Source organism: Microcoleus sp. B4-C1 (assembly GCF_036705285.1).
Classification (GTDB): domain Bacteria; phylum Cyanobacteriota; class Cyanobacteriia; order Cyanobacteriales; family Microcoleaceae; genus Microcoleus.
The window spans coordinates 16,182-39,318 of sequence record NZ_JAUBUC010000021.1 but is presented as its reverse complement, the minus strand read 5'-3'; the positions used below and the strand labels follow the sequence as shown (position 1 = coordinate 39,318).

Annotated in this window: 21 protein-coding genes; 9 read left to right on the top strand and 12 right to left on the bottom strand. The window is 47.8% G+C overall.

Features of this window, described 5'->3' with window-relative positions:
* Window positions 1–159 precede the first annotated feature (159 nt).
* Window positions 160–330, bottom strand: coding sequence for a hypothetical protein (locus tag QUB26_RS11225; protein ID WP_333317987.1), 171 nt, complete (start codon window positions 328–330; stop codon window positions 160–162).
* A gap of 130 nt (window positions 331–460) precedes the next feature.
* On the opposite strand from QUB26_RS11225, the gene QUB26_RS11220 reads away from it, so the two are divergent.
* The 3 genes from QUB26_RS11220 (at window position 461) to QUB26_RS11210 (ending at window position 6,217) form a co-directional block, all read left to right on the top strand.
* On the top strand, window positions 461–3,232 hold the full coding sequence (locus QUB26_RS11220; protein ID WP_333317985.1) for a TonB-dependent receptor domain-containing protein: 2,772 nt from the start codon (window positions 461–463) through the stop codon (window positions 3,230–3,232).
* Window positions 3,233–3,501: 269 nt separating this feature from the next.
* Entirely contained in the window at window positions 3,502–4,683 is a 1,182-nt protein-coding gene (locus QUB26_RS11215; RefSeq protein WP_333239106.1) for a PepSY-associated TM helix domain-containing protein, read from the top strand.
* Between the two features lie 247 nt (window positions 4,684–4,930).
* Window positions 4,931–6,217, top strand: a complete 1,287-nt coding sequence (locus tag QUB26_RS11210; RefSeq protein WP_333317983.1) for an MFS transporter — start codon at window positions 4,931–4,933, stop codon at window positions 6,215–6,217.
* A gap of 155 nt (window positions 6,218–6,372) precedes the next feature.
* Here the strand turns inward: QUB26_RS11210 and QUB26_RS11205 are convergent, their stop codons facing one another.
* The 5 genes from QUB26_RS11205 to QUB26_RS11185 form a co-directional block, all read right to left on the bottom strand.
* The gene (locus QUB26_RS11205) at window positions 6,373–8,460 is read right to left on the bottom strand and encodes an acylase (RefSeq protein WP_333317981.1); all 2,088 of its coding nucleotides are present in this window, start codon (window positions 8,458–8,460) and stop codon (window positions 6,373–6,375) included.
* A gap of 140 nt (window positions 8,461–8,600) precedes the next feature.
* Entirely contained in the window at window positions 8,601–9,077 is a 477-nt protein-coding gene (locus QUB26_RS11200) for a hypothetical protein (RefSeq protein ID WP_333174112.1), read from the bottom strand.
* Window positions 9,078–9,123: 46 nt separating this feature from the next.
* Window positions 9,124–9,318 carry a hypothetical protein gene (locus tag QUB26_RS11195; RefSeq protein ID WP_333239112.1) on the bottom strand — a complete coding sequence of 65 codons (195 nt, stop codon included), beginning with the start codon at window positions 9,316–9,318 and terminating at the stop codon, window positions 9,124–9,126.
* A gap of 170 nt (window positions 9,319–9,488) precedes the next feature.
* Window positions 9,489–10,574 carry a hypothetical protein gene (locus tag QUB26_RS11190; protein WP_333317979.1) on the bottom strand — a complete coding sequence of 362 codons (1,086 nt, stop codon included), beginning with the start codon at window positions 10,572–10,574 and terminating at the stop codon, window positions 9,489–9,491.
* 89 nt (window positions 10,575–10,663) lie between these two features.
* Window positions 10,664–12,223, bottom strand: a complete 1,560-nt coding sequence (locus QUB26_RS11185; protein ID WP_333317977.1) for a TonB family protein — start codon at window positions 12,221–12,223, stop codon at window positions 10,664–10,666.
* Window positions 12,224–12,991: 768 nt separating this feature from the next.
* On the opposite strand from QUB26_RS11185, the gene QUB26_RS11180 reads away from it, so the two are divergent.
* Window positions 12,992–13,651, top strand: coding sequence for a MotA/TolQ/ExbB proton channel family protein (locus QUB26_RS11180; protein ID WP_333317975.1), 660 nt, complete (start codon window positions 12,992–12,994; stop codon window positions 13,649–13,651).
* Window positions 13,635–14,036 (top strand): biopolymer transporter ExbD, encoded by a 402-nt coding sequence (locus tag QUB26_RS11175; RefSeq protein WP_333317973.1) that lies wholly within the window; start codon window positions 13,635–13,637, stop codon window positions 14,034–14,036. The genes QUB26_RS11180 and QUB26_RS11175 overlap by 17 nt, the downstream gene beginning before the upstream one ends.
* A 236-nt stretch (window positions 14,037–14,272) precedes the next feature.
* Here QUB26_RS11175 and hemL read toward each other — a convergent pair whose 3' ends face one another.
* Window positions 14,273–15,571, bottom strand: a complete 1,299-nt coding sequence (gene hemL / locus QUB26_RS11170; RefSeq protein WP_333317970.1) for a glutamate-1-semialdehyde 2,1-aminomutase — start codon at window positions 15,569–15,571, stop codon at window positions 14,273–14,275.
* 327 nt (window positions 15,572–15,898) lie between these two features.
* Between hemL and hisIE the strand changes: the two genes are divergently transcribed.
* Window positions 15,899–16,549, top strand: coding sequence for a bifunctional phosphoribosyl-AMP cyclohydrolase/phosphoribosyl-ATP diphosphatase HisIE (gene hisIE / locus QUB26_RS11165; RefSeq protein WP_333239122.1), 651 nt, complete (start codon window positions 15,899–15,901; stop codon window positions 16,547–16,549).
* 91 nt (window positions 16,550–16,640) lie between these two features.
* On the opposite strand, the gene QUB26_RS11160 is transcribed toward hisIE, so the two are convergent.
* Complete coding sequence (locus tag QUB26_RS11160; RefSeq protein WP_333317968.1) at window positions 16,641–17,903, bottom strand: MFS transporter; 1,263 nt, start codon at window positions 17,901–17,903, stop codon at window positions 16,641–16,643.
* Between the two features lie 320 nt (window positions 17,904–18,223).
* On the opposite strand from QUB26_RS11160, the gene QUB26_RS11155 reads away from it, so the two are divergent.
* On the top strand, window positions 18,224–18,730 hold the full coding sequence (locus QUB26_RS11155) for a hypothetical protein (protein ID WP_333317966.1): 507 nt from the start codon (window positions 18,224–18,226) through the stop codon (window positions 18,728–18,730).
* A 437-nt stretch (window positions 18,731–19,167) separates the two neighbouring features.
* Here QUB26_RS11155 and QUB26_RS11150 read toward each other — a convergent pair whose 3' ends face one another.
* The 3 genes from QUB26_RS11150 to upp form a co-directional block, all read right to left on the bottom strand.
* Window positions 19,168–19,461: a TMEM165/GDT1 family protein gene (locus QUB26_RS11150; protein ID WP_333082112.1), complete on the bottom strand. Its 294-nt coding sequence runs from the start codon at window positions 19,459–19,461 to the stop codon at window positions 19,168–19,170.
* Window positions 19,462–19,520: 59 nt separating this feature from the next.
* On the bottom strand, window positions 19,521–19,988 hold the full coding sequence (locus QUB26_RS11145; RefSeq protein ID WP_333317964.1) for a TMEM165/GDT1 family protein: 468 nt from the start codon (window positions 19,986–19,988) through the stop codon (window positions 19,521–19,523).
* 226 nt (window positions 19,989–20,214) lie between these two features.
* Window positions 20,215–20,865, bottom strand: a complete 651-nt coding sequence (upp, locus tag QUB26_RS11140) for a uracil phosphoribosyltransferase (protein ID WP_333202708.1) — start codon at window positions 20,863–20,865, stop codon at window positions 20,215–20,217.
* A gap of 37 nt (window positions 20,866–20,902) precedes the next feature.
* On the opposite strand from upp, the gene QUB26_RS11135 reads away from it, so the two are divergent.
* A complete protein-coding gene (locus QUB26_RS11135) occupies window positions 20,903–21,100 on the top strand; it encodes a hypothetical protein (protein WP_333317962.1) in 198 nt (65 codons plus the stop codon).
* Between the two features lie 218 nt (window positions 21,101–21,318).
* Here QUB26_RS11135 and QUB26_RS11130 read toward each other — a convergent pair whose 3' ends face one another.
* Window positions 21,319–21,567, bottom strand: a complete 249-nt coding sequence (locus QUB26_RS11130; RefSeq protein ID WP_333239131.1) for a hypothetical protein — start codon at window positions 21,565–21,567, stop codon at window positions 21,319–21,321.
* Window positions 21,568–21,591: 24 nt separating this feature from the next.
* Between QUB26_RS11130 and crtH the strand changes: the two genes are divergently transcribed.
* Window positions 21,592–23,136 (top strand): carotenoid isomerase, encoded by a 1,545-nt coding sequence (crtH, locus tag QUB26_RS11125; protein WP_333239133.1) that lies wholly within the window; start codon window positions 21,592–21,594, stop codon window positions 23,134–23,136.
* Window position 23,137: the final 1 nt, after the last annotated feature.

The following is a 23,137-nucleotide window of genomic DNA, read 5'->3' as shown; positions in this document are numbered from 1 at the left end:
CCATAGCATTTTAGGCGATCGTTTGTCTAGCCCTTGCCAAAACCATAATAGGCAAGTGGTGTCTAACTAGCTAGAGGGGTCTGACCCCCTATCTTAAGATGCAATAAGTTTTCATTAGTTAACTCTTGACAGATGTGAGTGCTCTGTTATCTAATTAAGTCACTTTCTCATTAAGCGTCCAGCGACTACTTCCTTTAACCGAGGAAAATGCCCACCGTGGGCGATCGTCCAGAGCGCCACCGGACTGAGGAGTTCGCCCTCACGCGCCTGCTGTGTTCCCAGACAAATGCCACTAGCGACGGGAGAATCGGATCGAACTGCGCCCGACAACAGGGCCGGATATTCCGCAGGTCAGTTTTAGGAGCCAGAGAAGAGCAGCAACGCTCTCACTCACACATTTTGTTGTGCAAGCAACGCAAACCACATATCCGAAGTTCCATTAATTTTTGATTCAAGAGTAATGAATAAATCGCAGAAATTATTAAATAGCCTTGGGCTGGCAGGAGTCGTGTCGGCGGTAGTCGCTGGGCCAGCGTGCGCTTCCAACATCGCGCAGGTGACGGGCGTTCGCCTCAACCCCACGTCAGAAGGCATCGAAATCATCCTAGACACTGAAGATGGAAGACCCCTGCAAGTCTTCACCACCACCTTTGGCGAAACTTTACAAATTGATGCCATCACCGCTCAACTGCGACTACCGGGGGGAAATGAGTTTCGTCAAGACAAGCCTGCTGCCGGAATTGCTTCTGTCACCGTTACTCCTTTAGATAACAACAGCATCCGAATCAAAGTCGTTGGCGAGAGGGGTCAACCAGTGGCACGGGTGATTCCTAATGCTGCGGGTCTGATTCTCAGCTTAAAACCCACCTCGCAGATGACTGCTCGCCCGCCTGCATCGGTTCCTACAACACAGCGGCCGGGGGCACCTGCAGCACCCTTCCCACAGACAGGGCAGCCGGTAGAGATACCTGCAGAACCTTTACCGCCGACAGCGCAGCCACCTGGAACACCCGGAGAACCCTTGCCGCCCACAGCGCAGCCACCTGGGACACCCGGAGAACCGTTGCCACCGACAGCACAGCCACCTGGAACACCCGGAGAACCCTTGCCGCCGACAGCGCAGCCACCTGGGACGCCACAGGCGGGGAGAGACCCGATTGAAATCGTCGTCACTGCAACACGAACCGCAGAAAGAGTGACCAACGTGCCACGCTCTATAACGGTGGTAGACTCCGAAGAACTTCAGCAGCAGGTAGGGCAATCAAGAAATATCGGGGAAGCTCTGGCAAATCAAGTTCCCGGTTTCGCGCCCCCGACTCAATTGACTGCCACTTATGGACAAACTTTGCGGGGTAGGGACGTTTCCGTTCTGATTGACGGCGTGCCACAAACGACCAATCTTCAATCGTTTGGCAGAGAATTTAGAAACATCGATCCTAGCGCGATCGAGCGCATTGAAGTAGTGCGGGGGTCTACCGCAATCTACGGCGCTCAGGCTACAGGTGGCGTGGTTAATATTATTACTCGTCGGCCAACTGAGGAAAGGCTAAGTGCTGTTACTGAAGTGGGCGTCAGTAGCGGTTTAACAAACACGGATGATGCTCTAAGCTTTAACGCTCAGCAGACGGTTTCTGGCCGATCGGGCAATGTCGATCTGACGGGCACTGTCTCGCTCTCTAGAAGTGGAGCTTTTTACGATGCCAAAGGCTCGCGCATTCCCTATTTTGAACTCGGCGGAGATAGCAGCACCCTCTTCAACGTGATGGGCAAAGTCGGGGTAGATTTGGACACCAACCAGCGGCTGCAACTAACTGTCAATCACTATCGGGAAACCCAAGATCCCAATGTGATTCCCGACTTTAGTGTTGACGACCAGGAAGGACGGCAAAAAGCCCGCGCCATCCGAACCGGAGATTTGGATATTGACGGGGAAACACCGGGAAATAAAAGTACACAGCTCAACCTCAGTTACACCAACCAAAACCTTTTTGGCAGCAGCCTTCAAAGTCAAATTTACTATCGAACGAATTCCAATGTAAGTGTTCCCTCTGATTTTCGCACGTCAGATTTCTTTGGCCCGTTTGTCGGTGTTGCTCGTTCGCGAGCCGAGAACGAACAAATAGGAGGAAGGCTTGCGGTCACAACTCCTTTATCCAGTGCCGAAAATCTTCGATTAACTTGGGGTTCTGACTATGTTACTGAAGATAGCAAACAGCGTTTCGACCTGTACGACCCAGAGAGAGTTGACGCAAGTGGTGGCAGGGTTTACCGGAAAATTTCCGAGCGTCCTTTCGTCCCTCCTTACACTTACAACAGCCTTGGCTTTTTCGGTCAATTGGAATGGAATATTGACGATATCGTGATTCTAAGTGGGGGGATACGTCACGAACGCGTCGGGTTAAACGTCAATGATTATACCACTTTTAACGATCGCCAGATCGAAGGAGGCGATCGCAAATTTAACGCCACCCTATTTAATACAGGGGCTGTCTATAAAATTAATGACACCTTCAACGTATTTGGCAACTTTTCTCAAGGTTTCTCAGTTCCAGATTTCGGCCGCATTCTCCGCCAACCCCCCGACGATTTTGTGGGAATTGAATCTTCGTTAGAAGTAACTCAACCGCAAAAAGTCAACAGCTACGAAATTGGCATTCGAGGAGGGTGGCGATCCGTGCAAATGTCGCTTGCCGCTTTTTACAATACCTCCGATCTAGGAATCAGTTTTCAACCAGTTGGCAACACAGGTCGCCTGGAACTAATCCGCGCCCCAGAACGCATTTACGGCTTAGAAGGGACTGTGGATTGGCAACCTGCACGAGCATGGTCGATCGGCGGGACTGCTACCTATATTCAAGGCGAATATGACGACGACAATGGCCGTTCCCTTGCCCTCGATAGCAGCCGAATTCCACCGCTCAAGCTAACAGCTTATCTCCAAAACGAAACTTTACCGGGATGGAACAATCGGTTACAGTTATTATATTCTGGAAATAGCGATCGAGCCTTCAAAGACGGCTCGGATGGCGGCCCGATTAGCAGCTATCTCACACTGGATTACGTCAGCGCGGTTAAAATTGGCTCTGGGCTGCTACAAATCAAAGTCGAGAATTTATTGAATAATCAATATTTTCCCGTGATCTCCCAATACTTAGCTGGATTTGGATCGGACAGCTCTAATTTTCCAGGGAGAGGTTTGACTCTCAGTGTTAATTACCGCCTTAACTGGTAATTACAGATTGCAGGTTTATGAAGTAGATTCAATATCCCCCGTAGGGACACTCCAAGAACCCATTGGTGTCAATTTAAGCTGTTAGTCTGCCAGTCCTCGCGGCCACCCGCTAGTCCGCCAGTCCGCCAGGGGTTGAAACCCCTGTCTAATAGCTAAAGTCCTCTAAAAGAGGACTAATGAGTTGAAAAGTGTTTTTCTCAGTCCTCTTAAGAGGACTTTAGCTTTGAGACAGGGAATTCATTCCCTGTCGGACTACCGGTTTTACCTTAATGATAACAGTTAACGGCTTTGAGAAAAATCTAGAGATGAAGTTCCGCAAACTCGCATTCAAACTGCACTTGTATTTGGGGTTGGTAGTAGGAATATTTCTAGCAGTAATTGCTTTAACGGGCAGCTTGCTGGTTTTCGGGCCTGAAATCGAGCGGTTGTTCAATCCCCAACTCCTGCAAGTAATTCCTCAAGCCGAACGGATACCGCTGGAAAATGTCCTGCAAATTGTCGAAAAAGCTTATCCGCAAAATCAAGCTCTTAGTATCTTGCTGCCCCGAAAAGCGAAGGAAGTTTGCCAAGTTTCGATGCTGTCAAAGAGTGAGGAAGTAGTTAACGTTTATGTCAATCCTTACAGCGGAAAAATTAAGGGTGCGCGCCTTAAGAAAGAAACTTTTACAGGTTTTATTTTTACGTTACACGCGGAATTAGCTGGAGGAGAATTTGGTCATCTTGTTGTAGGGATTTGCGGTCTAGTAATGCTAGGACTAACTTTTACTGGTTTGGTGCTGTGGACTGGTTGGCGCAATTTGGCTCGCGGATTTTCGATTAATTGGAAAGCTCACTGGCAGCGGACTGTATTTGATTTACATAACGTTTCTGGCATTGTATCGGTCGCTTTTCTCATACTCATCTCCGCTACAGGCACAGCGATAATTTTTTACGCGCCGGTTGAATCGACATTGTATTGGCTAACCAATGAAAAGCCACAGCCAGCCTTGACTTCTCATCCCCACTCTAGCCGTTCAAGGCAAAACCTTGACGAAATCTTACACCAAGTTAATACCGTTTGGCCAGAAGCTAAAACCACTTTTATTTCTCTGCCTTTGACGCCGGAAGCAATTTTTAAAGTACGGAAAAAATTTCCCAACGAGCCGCATCCAAACGGGGTTAGCACCATTTATCTCGACCAATACAGTGGCGAAATATTGCAGGCTGACAGCGTAAATTCAGCTTCTGTCGCAAATCGAATTCTCAACTCGCTTTATCCGCTACATATTGGCAGCTATGGCGGAATTTACTTGCGGCTGGTACACACGATCGCAGGATTAGCAGCGATCGTACTGTTTGTTACGGGCGTACTGATGTGGCGACAGCGGCATTTGGTGAAATTTTACCGCAAGGAGGCGAGACAGCAATATGAAGAATTATCTCCCCTTAGCCAGCAATGGCCTTGGTTTTAATGCGAGTGGCGTGGGATTTTATGCGGGTGTCAATCGATTTTAGATTTTCGATTTTAGATTTTCGATTGAAGCATTGACCCCACGGATAAATTCGGGGGGCAAGTTTCTCGGATACAGGTTTTTTATTTCTCCGTCCTGAGTCTGCGAAGGAATGAATCCGGGGGCTTGTATCCTGGATGCTTTCGGTCATTCTCCTGCCTAAAAACCCCGATTCTCTCAATTTTAAATCCTATCAATCGCTTCTTTAATGCAAAAATTTATTCAACTCTGGCTCGGACAAACTGCTTCGATGATTGGCAGCGCTATGTCCGCGTTTGCGCTGACTATTTGGATTTGGGACTCTACCAGTCAAGCGACAGCTTTGGCTTTGTTGATGTTTTTTACTCAATTGCCGCGCATCTTGCTCGCTCCGGTTGCTGGCATTCTGGTCGATCGCGGAAATCGAAAATTTTTGATGGCGAGTGGTGATGCGGTTTCAGCTTTGTTAACGCTCGCTATCCTATTACTTTATATCAGCCACAACTTACAAATATGGCATATATATGTAGCGGCTGCGGTTAACGGAATTTTTGACCAAATTCAACAGTTAGCTTACTCAGCAGCGATCGCCACAATGATGCCAGAAAAGCATTACAGTCGCGCTAGCAGTTTAAGTTTTTTGGCAAATTACGGTGCGAGTATTATTGCTCCGACGCTGGCAGGGATTCTCTATTCTGTAATTGGGTTGAGCGGGATTTTTACGATCGACCTGGCAACTTTTACAATCGCGATCGCCACCCTAGTATCTGTCAAAATACCCCAGCCCGCGATCGCGCCAGCGTTGCGGAGCAATATCGCCTCCAATCCCCAGCCGACTCGCTTTCACCTATGGCAAGAACTCAGCTTCGGATTCCGCTACATCGTCGAGCGTCCCAGCCTGCTTGCCTTGCTGGTGTCCGTTTCGCTATTCTGGTTTGCTCACGACATCGGCGCGGCCCTCTACTCACCGATGATTCTGGCACGCACCGGCAACAATGCCAAAATCCTCGGTACTATCCTTTCCGCCGCCGGCGCAGGCGGCGTTTTAGGAGCATCGATCGTCAGTATTTGGGGCGGCCCCAAACGCCGAATCCAGGGCTATCTGCTGGGCATGGCAGGCGCGGGCTTGAGTAAAATAGTCTTTGCTTTCGGCCAGGCCCTTTCTATCTGGATTCCCGCTCAATTTTGTTCGTCTTTCAATTTCCCCATCCTCGGCAGTTCCAACGAGGCGATTTGGCTGGCGAAAGTCGCACCTGAAGTACAGGGGCGTGTTTTTGCTACCAGAGCAGTTATCGTGCAATTGGCGTCCGCGATCGGTTTATTGATCGCAGGGCCACTTGCCGATCGCGTCTTTGAACCCGCCATGCAACCGTCCGGTTTTTTAGCAGCTATTTTTGGCCCAATTCTGGGGACAGGTGCGGGTGCTGGCATGGCTTTGTTATACGCTATCTCCTCGCTGGGCTTATTGCTCGTTGCCGTCGGTGGGTATGCTTGCCGGCTGTTGCGCGATGGATAATATCGTTTCCGGTTGGATCGGAATGATTTAACCGCAGAGGGCGCAGAGAACGCAGAGGGAGAGAATACAGAGAGGAATAATTCGGATGCTACCGGATTTGATATCAAGGGGAAACGGCGCACAGAAGTCTTTTAACTTCTGCCTTCTGTCTTCTGCTATAGTTTCTGGCGCGAACTCAGGTGAGCTTCAATTTCCGATCGCGATCGCCATACAGGGCGCAATTCCTTGCGAGCAAAGAGCTGCAACTGATCGCGGGCGTGGGGCGAACCAGGTTGAGTGGCGTTGCCGTAACTGTTTAGCGCCATCGCTTTCACGGGATTCGAGAACTCGATCGCAGCGACAAAAGAATCGCCCGCAACCGCAGATAAGCGATCGTCTTTCCCAGGAGCGAACCATACTGAGCGAAATACACCCAAAGCACCGTCAGCTCCATTTGCCGGCAGATTCGCTTCCCCAGGCAATCGGAAGACTTCCCCCCATGCCACATCTAACGCACCATAAGTCGCCTCAACTTTGGTTGCTGTCGCGGACAGCACCCGCACCGCCTCCGCAGGATTTGCCAACCCGTCTGGCGTCGTTAGCGGCGCATCTTCGCTCCAAGGTTTAGCGAATAACTTATCGTCATCCATCGCTTTTTTCCAAAAGGCAAACAGCACCGCACCGCGACTGTTAGCATCGACTTTGCGATCCCAATTGGCGAGAACTTCTGCAGCGCGACGCGCTTGAGCACTGCCTTGGCGTGCGACGGGAATTAAATCATCGAGGAGGCGATCGGCGAGTTCTACCTGAGTAGAATGTTTGTATTGCATCAATTCATCGAAAGAGATTTTCTCATCTTCTAAGAGCATTTTTACCGATCGCTGCGATCGCAAGTCCATCGGGCCGCGCGGTGCCATGTAGGCGGGATATTTATCCGGTGCGATCGGGCTCGGAAACGTCGTTGTCCAAGGAGGATCGTTGGTATTTTGCAACCAACCGCTGGGCGGATCGACAACGCGCGGCAAATCCGGGTATGGATGATTTTTGGTCCACAAAGTCTCTGACGTATTGCCTGGGATCGTGCCTGACCAGTATTTAAAATCTCCTTTTTTGCGTATGGGGACTTGACCGTTAAACAAGTGCATGATATGCCCCTGACGATCGGCATACATGACGGTAAACATGGGAATTTCCAAGCGCTTTAAAGTGGCTTCAAATTCAGAAAAATTATTGGATCGTGCCATATCCCACCACTGCTGAAGGGCTCCTGGTTTATCGAGCCCGACAACGCGCAGGGCGATCGCTTTGCCCTGTTTTTCTGTGATAATCGGCCCGTGAACAGAACGCCGCACGACTAGAGATTCCGATCGCAAATTTCCATTCTTTTCTTTGACTTTTAAAACCTTCTCTTCCCTGTCAAAATTTCGGACTTCGCCATCGAAGCGATAGCCATCGTTAGCGAGGGGCAATTCGTAGGCATCCCAGCCATCGTGAGTGTTGACAGTATGAGTCCATCCCAAGTTGTCATTAAAGGCGATCGTTAATACAGGAAATCCCACGAGAGTCGCTCCGTAAGCGTTAATTTCTGGGCCAATCAGTTGCGCTTCGTACCATAAATATAAATCCGACCAAGGAAGGTGAGGATTTGCCAATAGCATGGCATTGCCGCTTTCAGAACGGGAAGGAGCGATCGCCCAACCATTAGAGCCTTTGGGGGTATCATTTTCAGCGATATCTTCAAGGCGCTCTGGATCGACTACAAAAGTAAAATTGATGACGCGTTGCGCGTGTGCCAATACATCTACTGGTTTGAGGGGCAATGCTACCTTTAATTCTTCCGTGAGCGCCTCTGGGTGTTCTTTTGCATAGGCATTCATTCCGCCCACAAAAGCATCGAGATAGTTGCGAAAAATGGGATTTTGTGATTCATACCACGCATTTGCGCGATTAGGAATTCCCATAGTTTGCACCCAGCGATCGGATTCCAGATAATCTTCGCCCCAAAATTCGGCAGCTTGCCCGCGAGCTTGCCCGTAAAGACGTAAAATCAGATTACCGTGACTTTGCATCTGCGCCCACCCAAAAGCGTAGAAAAGGCTTTTACTATTCTCTCCATAAATATGTGGAATTCCATAGGTATCCCAAAGAATTTGATTGCTGGTTTGAGGCGCGGATTGAACCCCATTATTGAGGAGCAAAACTAAGATAAAACTCATTAATAAGGAGACAATCCGCCGGCCTTGTTTTTTGAGTTTTAGAAACATACTATAGCCTTTCTCAGGTAGGTGGGGTAAAGAAAAAGCCTCGAAAATCCTGGCATTCACAGAATAGAGTGTACCTCATGTTGGTGAGAACCGCTATATTATATTGATATCAGTTGATAGGTTATGCTATACAAGCAAAATTAATTTCTAGGACATTTTCCTGAATTAACATATTCACGGAAGCTCTTACTGTAAAGATGACTTTTTGAGTTCCACCAAGCTGCTGCCCCTTTTTGTTGTAAGTCATTCCGCATATTTAGGCACCAACCAGCCCATAATTCTTCTTCTAACAACTTATTTTTATATTGATAATACAAATTTTCATACAGATTAAAAAAACTACAAATAAGCTCGTTAAACCGGGTGAATTCATTCTCATTTAATTTTTCCAGATTTGTTATGCCTAACTTGTATATCCGCGCCACTTCATCATCCTGGCTTATACGTGACTCAAGCTCTGCACAAGCGCTAATAATTGATTGATAGGTTGCACCCTTGGTTGCTTTTGTACTTTCTTTAACTTGAATTGCCAAATAAATCAGTGATACAACTACTGCAATAGTCTGAACAATGCCAGTAATATCACTAATAGATAGGTTTAATTGTGCTATGTACATCTTTTTATTAGCTGTATTTATCCTTGTTGATTTATCAGAAAAATTATCAGTCTCCCTCCCACAGCATCACTACATTCTCAGCAATCCGTTCCTCCAACTCCTGTGCCTCAACATTAAGAATTTCCAACTCCTCATTCAACTCTTCCAACTGTGCGGCAAAATCAAAATCCTCCGCCTCCTGACGTTGGCACTCCCACATAACGCCCAGGATTGAGACTCCATCTTTGCGCCTCAATCTCATCCAATGTTGCTATTTTACACAACCCCGCCACCAATCGGGAATTTCTTCAGGCGAAGAGTCGGATTGGGCTTGTGACAGTTGGTGAGGGGGCAACGGCACAGCGGGCAATTCATCTTGTACGTAGCGTCAAGAATGACCCCATCTGAAAAGACGGTGAGTATATCAAAGAGTTATTTTTTAATTTGACCTTGTTGCCAATTTCCTTCTACTTTCGTTCCATCTGCATAAATGTAGGAACCTTGCCCGTGTTTCTGGCCGTTGAGGAATTCACCTTGATAGCGATCGCCATTGGCGTAAATGCAGGTACCTTTGCCATTGAACTGACCCTCGCTAAATTCGCCTTCGCAGCGATCGCCATTCGCAAAAATGAAAACTCCTTTCCCGCTCATCTTACCCTTGACAAAAGTGCCTTTATAGCTATTTCCATTGGCGAACTCGCGGACACCTTCACCACTAAATTCTCCATTGTCAAACGGCCCTTGATAACGTCCCCCTTCTTTAAAAGTAAACAACCCCTGGCCTTGAATGTTGCCCTTCACAAACTCTCCTTCATAGCGGTTGCCGTTCGGATATTCGCGAACCCCTTTACCGTTAAATTGTCCTTCACTAAATTGCCCCTCATAACGACCTCCTTCAGCAAAGGTATAAATTCCCTGCCCGTGAGGCACATTATTCAGCAACTCTCCTTCGTAGCGGTTCTTATTAGCATATTGACAGACACCTTTGCCGTTAACTTTTCCTTCTTTAATATCTCCTTCGCAACGAGTGCCATTACTGAACGTAAAAGCCCCGCGACCGCTGGGAGAACCATTGGTAAAGGAGCCTTCGTAACGAATGCCGTTAGTTGAGGTAAAAGTTCCTGTACCGTCGAACTCACCGTTTTTAAAAGTGCCTTCGTAGCGGTTGCCGTTAGCAAATTCGCGGACACCTTTACCGTTGAATTCACCATCGGCAAATTCTCCTTGGTATCGACCTTCTTCTTTAAAGGTATAGATGCCTTGACCGTGAGGTTTGCCGTTGAGAAATTGGCCTTCGTAGCGATCGCCGTTGGCATATTGACAACTGCCGGGCCCGCTGAGTTTTCCCTCAGTCAATTCTCCCTCGCAACGTCCGCCATCGGGCAAAGTAATTACTCCTGCCATTGCGCTGTGAGGGTTGGCAAACAACAAAGCCATTCCCAAGTTGGAACCAAGTAATAGAGCGAGTCCAACTCGCTGAAGTTTACTTAATATTGCTGACGACATTCCCAAATTCATAATTCACAAAAAATTCAATTTTTAACTTTGCTATTCCTTGGACGGTGCTATAGAATTCCCAGCCAAATGGCTAGAGTCTCAAAAAATCCCTAGTCAGTGAGCTCGAAGATAATAGATATTTTTTCTCCTTGAAGGCCACTCTCTGATGAGGCATATTTCCTTTTTTCTACTGCTTTAATCGCTGCCTTATTCAAGTCGTTGTATTTGCTAGGAGTCAATATCTTGATGTTGAATGTCTTACCGTTGGGGTCAATGTCACAAATGAGTTCCACTCGGCCTTGCCGCCCTTGTTCTCTGGCTGCGATCGGATATTCAGGTTTACCGCAGCCACTAATGCAAGTGGCCAGAGGCGCGCCGTTCGGGCGCGCAGGACTCCCCCCTCGGACTGGATTTGTCGGTTTTGGCACTGGCCCGGAACCGCTGCCAAATGGCTGTGACGAACCCCCGCCGCCATTTCCACCTCCACCGGGTGATGAGTTCGATGCACTTCCTCCTGGGCTACCAGAGGAGGGGAGGTTTCCTACATCTCCGATCGCACTTCCCGAATTTCCGCCACCTCCTGGCCTGGTGGCGGTGACTGGGGAGCCAGCCGCAGGCGATCGGGGCGATCGCCCCGAACCAGCCGCAAATGGCTCATCAGAAGGTATGTTGCCATTTTCGCTGGCACCGGATGGTGAGTTCGACGCACTTCCTCCGGGGCGATCAGGGGAGGAGGGGTTTGTGAGATCCCCGATCGCATTTCCAGAGTTACTACCGCCTCCTGGCCTAGTAGCTGTGACTGGCGGGCCAGCCCCGGGCGATCGCGCCAATGGCCCGGAAGAAGGATTTAATGGCTGTGAGGAAGGCTCCCCGCTACCCGCCGAAGCAGATGACGAGAGGGGGTTATTTTTTTCAGGGCTGTCGGAGGAGTTGGGATTTCCAGCATCTTTTGTCAAGTCTGGGAGACTCGCAGCACCCTTGGGGCGGGAGTCGCTAACGGGTGGTTCGCTTTTTGGAGGATCGGGCGAGGGGGTTTCGGGTTCCTGGGCGATCGGGGTTTGAGGAGTTTTTGGGGAATTGAAATCCTGTTGAGGTGCGGGGGAAGGCTCGATAGGAGTTGGTGGTGGCGTTGCCGCTACTGGCGGCTCCTCTGGAATCGGCGGTGGCGTTACCGCTACCGGTGGCTCCTCTGGAATCGGTGGTGGCGTTACCGCTACTGGCGGCTCCTCTGGAATCGGCGGTGGCGTTGCCGCTACTGGCGGCTCCTCTGGAATCGGCGGTGGCGTTACCGCTACCGGTGGCTCCTCTGGAATCGGCGGGGGCGTTGCCGCTACTGGTGGCTCCTCTGGAATCGGCGGTGGCGTTACCGCTACCGGTGGCTCCTCTGCGGGAGTTGGCTCTGGTGGCGGTTCTGGTTTCAACGTCTCAGGCGGGGGAGATACTTTTTCTGGAATAGTCTGCTCTGGCTGGGTTTCCTCTACTTTTGGCTCATCAAGCACAACAATTTCAATTGCATCCTCTTCAAATTCAGCAGGTTTGACCAACTTGAGGCTCAACGGCAGCGCGACACCGTGCAGTAAGGTTGAGGCTAACAGACTGATCGCCAGAACTTTTTTGAGAGCTTCTTCTTGTTGTTGTCTTTGCGTCGCCGAAATATTTGAAAAACTCATGCCTTCTCACTCTCCTTTATGGATGGCAACATCCTCGCTGGCTCCCCGACATCACCCGAAACAAGCTACCAACTGCGGGTTGAGCTTGCTATCACTGATGAACCTACCCATCCTATAAGAAGACTGTCACCCTGTTCAAGACTCTTGCAATTAATTTTCATTATTTAATTTTGATATAGGGGCTAGAGGCTACCAATCAGCATTTTCTTTGGGGGCGTCTACTTGGCTCTTATGGGCGGTGTCAATGTTCTGATTCTGGCAGGGCAAGGTTCCACAACGCCTTAAATGCAATACTCTAGCCCCTAATCTACCAACAAAATTCCACATTCTCAAGCTTTTCATAAAAATCCATTAATTAGTAAAACTTATCTTTTTTGGCCATAAGTTCGATAATTATTATCTAAAAGTGTGGCGCATGACTTGACAAACCCTGAACTTTGTGGAAACCTAGTTGAGAATCTTTTAAATTATTGAAGATTATTGTCAAGTCCTAACGCAAATATTTAGCAAAGAAGCACTGGCAGAACAATCTGTCGCGATCTCGATCGGGATCGCAGTAGGAGCATTTTGGGTACAGACGAAGATAGTCACATACAGGTAGTGCGATCGCGCTTGTGATCGCGCTTGCGATCGCGCTTGAGTGAAATAATTCGCAGCCTGAATCACTTGTGCCGACTTGACGCAGAAACTCTACCAACCTTCGATCGGGCTAATTACAGCATTAGGCAGCTTGCGATCACTCAACCGAGCTAGCGAGAGTACAAATCAATGGATGCTTTCATTTACATTTTTCGCGCCGCAGGCATTGTTGCTTGGCCGCTATTGGTCTCCTCAATCGCAGCAGTAGCGCTGATCATAGAGCGTCTTGCCTTTTGGTTTAGGGTAAATCGGCGGCAGCGGCGAGTCGTGCGAGAAGTGCTACAGCTTTACAGTCAAAACCCCGATTCCGCCATCAAAAAGTTACAAGTAAACAGCGATTTGCCCCTGGCCCGGATTTTTTTAGAAGCTTTAGAATTAGACTGCCCCAACATCGAAGAATTTCGTTTGGCCTTAGAGAGTGGTGCTCAGGCAGAAATCCCCATCCTGAAGCGATTCAATACAATATTTGACACCATTATCAGCCTTTCCCCACTATTTGGGTTGCTCGGAACAGTTTTGGGGTTAATTACCACCTTTAGTTCTCTCAAACTGGGGAATGCCACGGGCACCAATGCCGCAGGCGTTACTTCTGGGATTAGCGAAGCCCTCGTTTCTACGGCAATAGGGTTAGTTGTGGCAATCTTTACACTCTTATTTGCCAATATGTTTCGCGGGTTTTACTTACAGCAGATTGCTTTTATTCAGGAAGCTGGAGGTCAGCTAGAGTTAATGTACCGTCACCGCTACGAAAAACTACCAAGAGAATCTAATTATGCGCCTACCCGATGAACCTGAGACTATTGCCCAGATTAACATCGTGCCAATGATTGATGTGGTCTTCGCCATATTAACGTTTTTAATTGTTTCCTCTCTGTCTTTATCCAAATCCGAGGGTCTACCCGTCAATTTACCGAAAGCATCAACCTCTCAAGTTCAGGACTCGCCTTCTAAAATTACCGTCACCATTGATCCTAATGGAAAATTAATGGTTGATAAAAAGTCAGTCAACTTAGACCAGATTGAGAGTACGGTGCGACAGACGATGGGGTCAAATCAGAACTCATTAATTGTGCTGAATGCGGATAAAAGCGTCAATCACGGAAATGTTGTGGAAGTGATGGATCGATTACGCCGAATTAAGGGAGCTAAGTTAGGAATTGCTACCGCAAAGTAGAGAGTTCCTATAATTACTAATTAGTAATTCGCTCACATCATTAAGCTGAAATTACCCAGTGCAGATTTACTAAAAAAGCCTGTAAATCTTATTAAAAGCGACTCCTGAATAGTCTGTATGATTCAGGAATTTATTTGATAAAGCAGTTAAAAATTAAAGTCCTTACTGCCAAAAAACAGCAAGGACTTTAATTATTTATTCCTGAGTTTTAAGGATGAACATCCTTAAAACTCACGTTAAATACTTGCCATCACTTCACGCGCTGCAGCCAAAGTTCGATCGATATCTTCGTCAGTATGAGCCAAAGAAGTAAATCCCGCCTCAAACTGCGAAGGAGCAAGATAAATTCCGTGCTCCAACATTCCCCGGTGAAAGCGACTGAACTTTGTCAAATCCGACTTCTTCGCATCCTCGTAATTGTGAACCGGGCCAGCCGCAAAAAACAAGCCAAACATCCCGCTAATTTGCCCGCCCCAAGCCGCGTGCCCGGTTTCCTTAGCAATTTTTAGCAATCCGTCAGACAGTTTTTTAGTAATCTTATCCAACTGTTCGTAAGTGCCGGGTTTTTGCAGCAATTCCAAAGTCTTAATCCCAGCAGTCATCGCCAAAGGATTTCCCGAAAGCGTACCCGCTTGATACATCGGCCCAGCAGGAGCCACCATCCCCATAATATCCCGCCTTCCCCCGTAAGCTCCCACCGGCAAACCGCCACCGATAACTTTACCCAAAGTAGTCAAATCCGGGGTGACACCGAATCTTTCCTGAGCTCCGCCGTAGGCGATGCGGAAACCGGTCATTACTTCATCAAAAACTAACAAAGCACCGTTATCTTTAGTAATTTCCCGCAAACCTTCGAGAAAACCTGCATCCGGGGTAATAAAACCGGCATTCCCCACCACTGGTTCGAGAATTACGCCTGCTATCTGGCCGGGATTTTCGGCAAATAAAGCTTTGACTGCTTCTAAATCATTGTAGGGAGCGTTGAGGGTATTGGCAGTAGTGGATTTCGGGACGCCCGGAGAGTCGGGAAGACCCAGAGTTGCGACGCCGGAACCGGCTTTTACCAAGAACATATCGGCGTGCCCGTGATAGCAGCCTTCAAATTTAATCAGTTTATCGCGTCCGGTGAAAGCTCGCATCAGGCGCAAAACGGCCATACAGGCTTCGGTGCCGGAGTTGACAAATCGCACCATTTCAATGCTGGGAACGGCATCGATGACCATTTCAGCGAGTACGTTTTCCAACAGCGATGGTGCGCCGAAACTCGTACCTTTTTCTAAAGATTCGTGCAAGGCTTTGATGACTTCCGGGTGGGCGTGGCCACAGATGGCGGGGCCCCAAGTGCCTACATAGTCAATGTATTGGTTTTCGTCAACATCCCAAATGTAGGCTCCTTTTACCCTGTCAAAGACGATGGGCTGTCCGCCCACGGATTTGAAGGCGCGCACGGGGGAACTGACGCCACCTGGCATCAACTTCTGGGCTGCAGCGAAAATTTCTTCTGATTTGGTCGTTTTCAAGGTTGTGGAAACCAATGTTTTCTCCTTAGTGAACGTCTGTTGTTGGTAGAATAATTTTATAGCCAGTTCAACATAAAGGTTAGGTCGATTCAAGGAAACTATTCTAGTAGATTTTAGGGTACAAACCAATCAGTAGCAATACTAGCTTGGGTTTTTTAGGCTTTGTCGCACTAGCACCGAGCGCCCTAAAATGTAATTTTTTGTAAAATAGTTCTTGACAATTTAGCCATCCCTTGCTCAATCTTCTCTCTTCCTCTGCGTCCTCTGCGTTCTCTGCGGTTAATAAAAAAACAATCTCCGACAGGAAAGCGTTAATCTATATTACCAAGTTGAAATAAAATTATGTCTACTACTGATTTATCGAGTTTGAGCCGATCGATCCCAATTGAAAAGATTCGTTACGACGATCGCGGTTTAGTGCCTGCGATCGTCCAAGATTATTTGGACGGTACAGTGTTGATGATGGCCTGGATGAATCGGGAGTCGCTGCAAAAAACGCTCTCTACCGGGCAAACTTGGTTCTGGAGTCGATCGCGTTCCGAATTGTGGCCCAAAGGTGCGACTTCGGGACACATTCAAAATGTCAAAGGGCTGCGTTACGACTGCGATAGCGATGCTTTGCTGGTGACTGTCGAACAAGTCGGAGATATTGCTTGTCACACAGGAGAAAGAAGTTGTTTTCACCAAGTTGATGGGGAAATTTCACCGCCGCCAGGGGATATGTTATCTCAATTATTTGCCGTAATTTGCGATCGGCGCGACAATCCTAACGAAAGTTCTTATACTTGCAAGTTGTTCGAGGGCGGCGACAACAAAATTCTCAAGAAAATTGGCGAAGAGTCGGCGGAAGTTGTGATGGCTTGCAAAGATGACGACAAAGAGGGGATTGCTGGGGAAGTTGCGGATTTATTTTATCACGCTTTGGTTGCTTTGGCTCACCATCAAGTTGACTTAAGAGAAGTTTACCGCAAATTGGGCGATCGACGAAAATAAATTAGTTATTGGTTATTGGGCATTGGGCATTGGGCATTGGGCATTGGTAGCAGCAACAAATGACTAATGACTAATAACTAATGACTAATAACTAATGACTGCTATTTTTCAACATTCGATCGAGCTTTTGCAAAATAAAAATAGCCGCGCCCACACTCAAAGCCAAACCCAACCAAAAATTATCCGCCGCCCCTTTACCTCCATCCAAAGCCAAACCGCCCAGCGGCGGCCCGATTAAATAGCCGATCGCCCAACACTGAGAACTAACCGCCAAATACACGCCCCGCAAAGACTCCGGCGCTAAATCCACCACCAAAGCAGAAGCAAAAGGCGTATAAGCAACAGTCGCCATCGACAAAAAGCTCAAGCCTAAAACAGCTAACAATAGATTGCCAGTTGCAGCCATTCCCGTCAAGCCGATCGCGATAAATCCCATTCCCCATAGCAGCGCAGAAATCATCAAAGCTTTTGGATGGGAAAACCGCTTCAAAGCTTTAACAACTGGCATTTGCAAAGCCACAGTTAAAAACGTGCTAAAAGCAAACAAAACCGTAATTGTACCTGTAGAAAAGCCTTTTCCCGATGTCCCCACCGCGACAAACTTGCTAAAGTACAGCGGCATTGTGGTTTGGATTTGGGAAATATATAATGTGAACAGGGTATTTACTAAAGCATAAACTAAAAGACTTCGATCGCTCAGCGCCACCATCCAACCATTTTCCCGATTTTTTTTGACTATATCGGCTGAATTAGCTGGTTTGTAGGTTTCGGCTATTGCGATCGCAACTACCCCAAACAGCACTAAAAACGAGATACCATCAATAATAAAGAGCGATCGATAATTCCCCGTTACAGCAATCAACAAACCGCCCAAAATAATCCCAACTTGCAAACCCAAATTATCAGCAAGCCGCGTCAAAGCAAAAGCCTCCTGTCGCTGTTCGCCCTCAGTTAAATCCGCCACCATCGTCTCGGTTGGAGGCCAATACAAACCCACACCAAAACCCATCAGTAAATTGCCCGCAATTAAGCCAGCGAAATCATTAGTCCCCGCCAGTATAAAAGAAGCGGCCGCCGAAATAATTGTCGCCAGCAATAAAGTTCGCCGCCTTCCCCAAAATTTGGAATCGCAAAAAGAACCGCCCAAAATTCTGCCGAATATTCCTGAAACTGAACCGCTACCCAAACCAATCCCAACAGCAGTAGCAGATAAACCGACGCGATCGACAAAAAATATCGGCGCGTAAAATAAAGTAAAACCGGTGCCGCTTTGGGAGAGGAATCTGCCGGCGGCAAGAATCCAGACTTGAGGGGGGAGACGGGGCAACCAAGAGGATAATTGAAATTTAGGCATATACACTTAAATTAGGAGTTATTTCTGGACGCAGAAACCTGGTTTTTTATAAAAAATACGTTACGGTTTTTAATCAGGGTCAAAAACAGATGTCTTTGGTCGCAGTGCATAAGTCCTATGAGTAATTATTAATTTATTCCGTACTTTTTCCGAATTAGTATTAATTAACCGAGGTGAGGACAAACATAAGTGAGCTTAACAATTCTTCAGCGTCTGTTACACAAAAGTTACCATTAATTTAAAAATACTTAACAGAATTTGAGAAAAAAGTTAGTTAAACTCTAGAAAAGGCAGAAGAAAATTTTAGAGGGTCTAATTATATGACAGCTATTACAACATCAAGAGTGGAATCAATCAAACCGCGCTGGCAAGCAATTGTCATGGTTGCCCTAATTTTCTGGCTCAGCGTTAGCCTGATTTTGGATCTAGTAATTATGCCCAGTCTCTACGTATCTGGCATGACGACATCACCGGAGTTTGCAACAGCCGGCAATTTAATGTTCTGGGGATTCAACCGCGTTGAGTTAATCTGTGCGGGCGTGGTGGCAACGGGTTTGATGGTTTTGAGCAATTTAGTCGGTGACTTCGGCAAGCGCAGCCGCACAGCAATTTTATTATCATTGGTACTTCTGACGATCGCCCTGATTGACACCTACGCCCTGACACCCCAAATGAGCGCCTTGGGAATGCAGCTAAATCTGTTCGATTCCGCAGCAGAAGTCCCCGCCGGGATGAATCTACTGCACCAAGGCTATTTTGGATTGGAAGCGCTGAAGTTGGCTGTCGCCGGTACGCTGCTGGGCTGGTGCTACCAAAACCAAGTTTAATCGACACAATCCTCAGAGGTTGAGTTAAGAAAAACTCAACCTTTAGCAGCGGGCATGAATTCACGCCCGCTGCTAATTTTTTTTAAATTTTAACGCGATCGTAAACACCGGATTTGATATTCATCGGCGTTAATCTGTGTTTATCTGCCCTTATCTGCGGTTCAAAAAAGAGAATTTCTTGGGCCGCAGATGACAATGGATTGACGCTGATTCACGCGCTTGTCGAGAAGAGAGATATGAATAAACTCCGAGGCTAACAGATTTGAGATAACTATACTGTCAAGTTTCCTGAACCAGCGCAAAAACGGATACTTGCGAACTCCTCCCGTGGAGAAAGCAAAATTTTAGACTCTTGTTCACCCTCCCAGATTCATCTGTAGAGTAAATCTAAAATCTAAAATCTAAAATCTAAAATCTAAAATCTAAAATCGACTGCCCTACTCGGATGCTTCCGGTAAATCTGCTTTTGGCCACAGCAAGCGCAAGCCCATTACCGCAAATCCGATCGCCGCGAGTCCCTTTACCAGTCGTTCCGGCAACACCTCTGCCGTGCTGAAGCCAATGCCCACGCCGATTAAACTCGCCAGCAGCAGCGCCGACGCCGTACCGAAAAATACAGCCCGCGGCGAGTTACAACTACTGCCCAGGGCGATCGCAGCTAATTGACTTTTGTCTCCCAATTCTGACAAAAACACTGTAATAAAACTGATTCCCAAAAGTTGCCAGTCCATGTTTTTTTAGTTCTTAGTTAGCTATTGTAGAAATCTAGGACTTACCGACAGGCAGACAATTAACCCAACACTTCCCACAGCAGAACCGCCGAAATCGCCAGTAAAATCACTCCGGCTGCTCTCTCCAAAGTTCTCGGAGCAATCCGACTAGCCAGCCACCTTCCCAGCAACACCCCCAGCAAACTGGTTGCTATCAAAGCCGAACCCGCACCTGCAAAAACGATCCAAGGATTTCGAGATTCAGCCGTCATTAGCAAAATCGCAAGCTGAGTTTTGTCTCCAATTTCAGCTAAAAAAATAGTTGCAAAAGTCGAAGCAAAAATTGCCCAGTGCTTGGGCTTCAGTTTCTTTTGTTCCTGACAAATATCGGGATTGATAGTCACTGAGAGTTCAGCGGGCTCCGGGGTTAAAGCAGCACAAATCTCAGTAACCTCTTTTATTTGTATTTGTAGCTGTTGTGGCAAATCGTAACTGGGGTTTACTGAGTCAGAAGCAGACAAGCTTGGCGGAACAGAATCAAGTTTCACGGGCAATGAGTGCTAAACGCTATTTATTTTTGACTTGTACTTTTGATTCTAACTCTCTCGGTGCCTGCTTTTACCAAACCAGGGTCATCTTTTTCCGCCGATATTTCAGCAACTGATTCCAGGAACAACTCACCGCACCCACAAAGGCATACAAGCCCTCAGATTTATCTGTCGAGTCAATCTAAAATCTAAAATCTAAAATCTAAAATTGACTGACTTACTCGCTTCATGTGCCGTAAGTTCGATCGCCCGCATCTCCCAAACCAGGTACAATAAAGCCCTGTTCGTTGACTATTTCGTCGATCGTTGCCGTGTAAATCATCAAACTTGGGTACTCTGCACTCAGCCTCTTCAAAGCCGGAGGAGCAGCCACCACAGAGATAATCCGAATTAAGCTCGGATCAATTCCCCGTGCAGTCAATTCCTGCATAGTCGCTATAATCGTCCCGCCAGTCGCCAGCATCGGCTCGCTAATTATCACCCGCGTTTCCGGGATAAACTGCGCCGGCAATTTGTTCAAATAACAAATCGGTTGCAGCGTCTCCTCATTTCTTGCCATGCCGAGGTGGTAAACCGACGCCAGCGGCACAACCGTCTGAATTCCTTCTAGCAGTGACAAACCCGCCCGCAAAATCGGTACCACAACTAACGGAGCTTCTGGGTTGATAAAAGTCGCCGGACATTCTGCCAAAGGCGTCTGCACTGTGGTTTCCACTGTCGGCAGCCATTCTCGAATCGCCTCGTAAGCCAGCCACCTTCCCAATTCTGTCATCGCAGAACGAAAAAGTACCGATGGGGTGGCGGCGTCGCGGGCAACAGCCAGCCAGTGTTTAATTAACGGATGTGGAGGAACGTAAACGCGCAGTTGCAGGGACATTAGGAAATTGGGGAGATTGCTAGGTTTGAGGAATTTTATGCGGTGCGATCGATCTGCTTCGAGGGCTTCCCCAACGGGCGATCGATCGCTCTGTGCAACTTATCACATCCTTGAGGGTGCATACAAGCCAGAGATTGAGAATCGACCGAAGAGCACTATTTTTAAGATTGCCATCACAGGCTCAAACCCCCGCCGGACTGCCGGACTATTGCGACAACCACCAGCCGTCGGTTAGAACTGACATCTTGCACCATTATTAATAAGCCTTTCACGGGCGGGCTCTATGCCCACCCCACAAGAAAACTCACTCTTTGTGGAACAGGCCGGAAAGCCTGTTCTTGAGAATTGTGCAACATATGAGTTAGAACCCATTCGCCGATCAACCTCCATCAGCTTATTGAAATATTTTTCTAATAGTATTGACATTAATTAGCAACAAGGCTATATTGATTTTTAGTGTTCTCCTCTCAAAGGATCGGCAGACGGGGGCAGTCGGCAATGGTAGACTGTTCCCGCATTTTTTTGGGAAGCAGGGGCATCGGCCAAACAGGGCATCGGCCAAACAGGGCATCGGCCAAACAGGGCATCGGCCAAACAGGGCATCGGGCCTTGCCGAACTTCGGTCTTCTTGACATCCGCTACATCCGCTACATAATCCGTTGCCGAACTTCTTGCTTCTGGAGCGATCGACTGTAAAATCATAGAAATATTAAGATTTTTAACCGAATGTCAGCTCCTACCCAATCCCAGTTATTTTCTCCCAACTCCCGCCCAACAGAGCAAGAGTTTGATGTAATTGTCATCGGTTCCGGCATTGGTGGACTGGTGACAGCCACCCAGCTAGCCGCTAAGAAAGCCAAAGTTTTAGTGCTCGAAAGCTATACAATTCCGGGGGGTAGCGCTGGATATTTCGATCGAGAAGGCTACAGATTCGATGTCGGCGCCTCCATGATTTTTGGTTTCGGACAGCGCGGCACCACCAACCTCCTCACCCGCGCCCTGAAAGCAGTCAACGTCACCTTAGAAACGATTCCCGACCCCGTACAGCTTCACTATCACTTACCCAGCGGCTTGGAACTTGAAGTTCCCCAAGCTTATGACAAATACTTGCAAGAATTAACAGACAGGTTCCCTCACGAACGCGAAGGAATCCACAAATTTTACGGCGAATGCTGGAACGTCTTCAACTGCCTCAACGGCATGGAATTGCTATCCCTAGAAGAACCCGGATATCTCGTCCGAGTCTTTTTTCAGAATCCTTTAGCCTGTTTGGGATTAGTAAAATATCTGCCTCAAAATACTGGCGACATTGCGCGGCGCTACATAAAAGACCCTACTTTGCTGAAATTTATCGACATGGAATGCTACTACTGGTCTGTAGTACCGGCAGACTTGACCCCGATGATTAACGCCGGAATGGTATTTTCCGACAGACATTACGGCGGCATCAATTATCCCAAAGGCGGAGTCGGTCAAATTGCCCAAAAATTAGTAGAAGGATTAGAAAAATGCGGCGGGCAAATTCAATACAAAGCTAAAGCGAAAAAAATTATCACAGAAAACGGCCGCGCTGTCGGAGTCGAGCTAGCAACCGGCGAAGTTTACCGCGCAAAGCGGATAGTTTCTAACGCCACGCGCTGGGATACTTTTGAGAAATTGCTGCCTGCAGAAGAGATGCCCGCTAGCGAAAAGAAATGGCAGCAGCGCTATCAAAAAGCCCCCAGTTTCTTGAGTTTGCATTTGGGAGTGGAAGCAAGCGTAATCCCTGCGGGTAGTGCCTGTCACCACATTTTGTTAGAAGATTGGAACCAAATGGAAGCGCCGGAGGGAACTGTTTTGGTGTCAATTCCGACCGTGCTCGACCCGGATTTAGCTCCCGCAGGATATCACATAGTCCACGCTTTTACTTCGAGCTGGATGGAAGAGTGGGAAGGACTTTCGCAGCAGGAATATGAGGATAAAAAGGAAGAGGCTGCAGGGAGAATTATTGAAAGATTAGAAAAGATTTTTCCCGGTTTAGATGCCGGTTTGGATTATATGGAAGTTGGGACAGCGCGTTCTCACCGCCGCTTTTTGGGGCGTGAAGACGGAACTTACGGGCCGATTCCGCGACAGAAGCTAATGGGTTTGCTGGGAATGCCGTTTAATCGAACTTCTATGCCTGGTTTGTATTGTGTGGGTGACAGTACGTTTCCCGGACAGGGTTTAAATGCGGTGGCGTTTTCTGGGTTTGCTTGCGCGCACCGAATTGCGGTTGATTTGGGTTTTTAGT

What these genes read in the sequence shown, in the direction of transcription:
- QUB26_RS11220 (WP_333317985.1), top strand. Translation starts at nt 461, where the DNA reads ATGAATAAATCGCAGAAATTATTAAATAGCCTTGGGCTGGCAGGAGTC.
- QUB26_RS11215 (WP_333239106.1), top strand. Translation starts at nt 3,502, where the DNA reads ATGATAACAGTTAACGGCTTTGAGAAAAATCTAGAGATGAAGTTCCGC.
- QUB26_RS11210 (WP_333317983.1), top strand. Translation starts at nt 4,931, where the DNA reads ATGCAAAAATTTATTCAACTCTGGCTCGGACAAACTGCTTCGATGATT.
- QUB26_RS11205 (WP_333317981.1), bottom strand. Translation starts at nt 8,460, where the DNA reads ATGTTTCTAAAACTCAAAAAACAAGGCCGGCGGATTGTCTCCTTATTA.
- QUB26_RS11200 (WP_333174112.1), bottom strand. Translation starts at nt 9,077, where the DNA reads ATGTACATAGCACAATTAAACCTATCTATTAGTGATATTACTGGCATT.
- QUB26_RS11195 (WP_333239112.1), bottom strand. Translation starts at nt 9,318, where the DNA reads ATGAGATTGAGGCGCAAAGATGGAGTCTCAATCCTGGGCGTTATGTGG.
- QUB26_RS11190 (WP_333317979.1), bottom strand. Translation starts at nt 10,574, where the DNA reads ATGAATTTGGGAATGTCGTCAGCAATATTAAGTAAACTTCAGCGAGTT.
- QUB26_RS11185 (WP_333317977.1), bottom strand. Translation starts at nt 12,223, where the DNA reads ATGAGTTTTTCAAATATTTCGGCGACGCAAAGACAACAACAAGAAGAA.
- QUB26_RS11180 (WP_333317975.1), top strand. Translation starts at nt 12,992, where the DNA reads ATGGATGCTTTCATTTACATTTTTCGCGCCGCAGGCATTGTTGCTTGG.
- QUB26_RS11175 (WP_333317973.1), top strand. Translation starts at nt 13,635, where the DNA reads ATGCGCCTACCCGATGAACCTGAGACTATTGCCCAGATTAACATCGTG.
- hisIE (WP_333239122.1), top strand. Translation starts at nt 15,899, where the DNA reads ATGTCTACTACTGATTTATCGAGTTTGAGCCGATCGATCCCAATTGAA.
- QUB26_RS11160 (WP_333317968.1), bottom strand. Translation starts at nt 17,903, where the DNA reads ATGCCTAAATTTCAATTATCCTCTTGGTTGCCCCGTCTCCCCCCTCAA.
- QUB26_RS11155 (WP_333317966.1), top strand. Translation starts at nt 18,224, where the DNA reads ATGACAGCTATTACAACATCAAGAGTGGAATCAATCAAACCGCGCTGG.
- QUB26_RS11150 (WP_333082112.1), bottom strand. Translation starts at nt 19,461, where the DNA reads ATGGACTGGCAACTTTTGGGAATCAGTTTTATTACAGTGTTTTTGTCA.
- upp (WP_333202708.1), bottom strand. Translation starts at nt 20,865, where the DNA reads ATGTCCCTGCAACTGCGCGTTTACGTTCCTCCACATCCGTTAATTAAA.
- QUB26_RS11135 (WP_333317962.1), top strand. Translation starts at nt 20,903, where the DNA reads ATGCGGTGCGATCGATCTGCTTCGAGGGCTTCCCCAACGGGCGATCGA.
- QUB26_RS11130 (WP_333239131.1), bottom strand. Translation starts at nt 21,567, where the DNA reads ATGATTTTACAGTCGATCGCTCCAGAAGCAAGAAGTTCGGCAACGGAT.
- crtH (WP_333239133.1), top strand. Translation starts at nt 21,592, where the DNA reads ATGTCAGCTCCTACCCAATCCCAGTTATTTTCTCCCAACTCCCGCCCA.